Origin of the sequence: Psychrobacter piechaudii (genome assembly GCF_900162825.1) — a bacterium.
GTDB classification, from domain to species: Bacteria; Pseudomonadota; Gammaproteobacteria; order Pseudomonadales; family Moraxellaceae; genus Psychrobacter; species Psychrobacter piechaudii.
This window is the reverse complement of the sequence record NZ_FUGE01000192.1, coordinates 1-2,232: the sequence shown is the minus strand read 5'-3', so window position 1 is coordinate 2,232 and position 2,232 is coordinate 1. Positions and strand designations below refer to the sequence as shown.

The 2,232-nt window shown below is 43.1% G+C and carries 3 protein-coding genes; 1 reads left to right on the top strand and 2 read right to left on the bottom strand.

All coding sequences use genetic code 11. The features are described 5' to 3' along the window. Window positions 1–183: transposase (locus A1019T_RS13900; protein WP_279626159.1), on the top strand; the 183-nt coding region annotated here is incomplete at its 5' end. Between the two features lie 9 nt (window positions 184–192). Here A1019T_RS13900 and A1019T_RS10500 read toward each other — a convergent pair. Together A1019T_RS10500 and A1019T_RS10495 are read right to left on the bottom strand one after the other, a co-directional pair. Continuing rightward, entirely contained in the window at window positions 193–2,025 is a 1,833-nt protein-coding gene (locus tag A1019T_RS10500) for a molybdopterin-dependent oxidoreductase (RefSeq protein WP_244156636.1), read from the bottom strand. A gap of 56 nt (window positions 2,026–2,081) precedes the next feature. Further along, window positions 2,082–2,232, bottom strand: a 151-nt coding sequence (locus tag A1019T_RS10495; protein ID WP_208608017.1) for a transposase, incomplete at its 5' end; no start/stop codon positions are given.

The window sequence follows — 2,232 nt, the reverse complement described above, 5'->3', positions numbered from 1 at the left end:
CTTGATATTCAAAAAATCATTGAAGATTCAGGACACACTATTCTATGGTTACCGCCTTATAGTCCTGACTTAAACCCTATTGAGCAAACTTGGGCTTGGGTTAAGAAAAAGCGTCAAGATTGGGGAATAGATTGTATCGATACGTTATTCTTCTATTTTCTTTGGCTGTGTGACTGTTTTTAAGGGCTATGACTATACTTGTAGGATGTCCGCTTTAATCGAAACAAAATCATTATTATTAACTCCTAAAGCCTCTGCATCTTGAGGATGTAAAGTCAAAGTCGGTACAGTCTGTTGTTGATTCAACTTTGGTGCTAAAGCAGTCCGCGTCATGGTATGCCATTGGTCACGCAGTCTACCGGTAATTAAGCGTAGCTTTAAACCGTCATCAACATTCTGGGTTAAACCCAGGCCTAGGTTATTTTGTTTAGTTTGTTTTTCAGCCTTAGACTTTGTTTTATTATTATCGTTGATAGGGGAAAATCTATTCACATCACCAGCCTGTCGTGGTGGGGTAATGGCAACTAGCTTAGGCTTGGCATGTTGAAAGTCAGATGCAATCACATCAATATACTGGCCGCCCCATTGTAGAGGGCTCATAGAATCATAAGGTTGATTGTGTTTTTCCAGTTCAGCCATTAAATCTAACTGTCTTGGATATTTGCTGTTTTCATGACTGGTTAATGCGGCATGCTCTAAGAAAATCTCACTAGGTTCAATATAATCAAACCCTTTAAATCCCATACGTTTTGCCACTTGTGAGAAAATCCACCAATCTGGCTTTGAGTCGCCTACGCCTGTTACAAGGCTACGCTGACGAGATATTCGACGTTCAGAATTGGTTACTGTGCCTGATTTCTCACTCCAAGATTGCGCCGGCAAGACAATATCAGCACAGCGTAAGGTATCACTGTCTTTAGAGCATTCAGAGACGATTACCAAATCACAGGCTGCTAAGGCTTGGCGAAACTTATCTGCTTCAGGTAGGCTCACCACAGGATTGGTAGCCACAATCCAAATCGCTTTTACTTTTCCATCAAGGATGGCATCCGCCACATCGCAAGCCTTAACCACTACCTTAGGTGCTATGGGTTGGGGTGATTGCCAAAACTTACCCACTGACTGACGATGCTCTGCAATGTCTAACTGTAAATGGCCAGCCAGTAGATTTGCCAAAGCCCCTACTTCACGCCCGCCCATAGCATTGGGTTGACCCGTCAATGAAAAAGGACCTGCGCCTTTTTTACCAACGCGGCCTGTCAGCAGATGACTATTGATAATAGCATTCACTTTATCAGTACCACTACTAGACTGATTCACCCCCATGCTAAACGCTGTTACTGTTTTGTCATTGGCGGCGACCAACTGGTAAAACTGCTCAATCTTTTCAGCATCTAGTTGGGTGGCTTTAGCAACCGACTCTATGTCCCATGAATCAGCAGCAGTCACTGCCGACTCTACGCCATCACACTGGGAGGCATATTCAGCATCTGTGCAGCCATGCTCCTCTAAGTATTTAAGCAAACCATTATATAAGTGGGTATCAGTGCCAGGGGCGATGGGTAAATGCAAATCAGCAAATTCACAAGAATCAGTACGACGCGGATCAATCACAATTAATTTTTTATTAGGGTTGTCCTGTTTGGCTTGCAAAAATCGACCAAACAAAATAGGATGACACCACGCCATATTGGAGCCCACCAGCACCAATAAGTCACAGGCTTCAAAATCGGTATAATTACCCGGTACTAAATCGGCACCAAAAGCTCTGTTATGACCGGCAACCGCCGAAGACATACACAGGCGAGAATTTGAATCAATATTATTACTGACGATAAAGCCTTTCATCAGCTTATTGGCCACATAGTAATCTTCAGTCAGTAGCTGACTGGATACGTAGAACATTACACTTTCTGGCCCATGTTTTGCGATAGTATCGCTTAAGCGACTGGCCACATCGTCCAAAACAGTATCCCAATCTGAGTCTTGCTGATTAAGACTATTAGCCGACGGCTTAGGCGGCACTGATTGAGAACTTTGAGTCGCTTGAGTTGCTCGAGCTAATGGTATAGTGAAAGAACTTATAAACTGTTACAAAGCCAAAGAAAATAAAAGAACAAAGTATCGATACAATGCAGACGCCAGTCTTTACGTTTACGCTTGATCCAAGCCCAAGCTTTTTCGATGGGATTTAAATCTGGGCTATAAGGTGGTAGCCATAAAATACAGTGT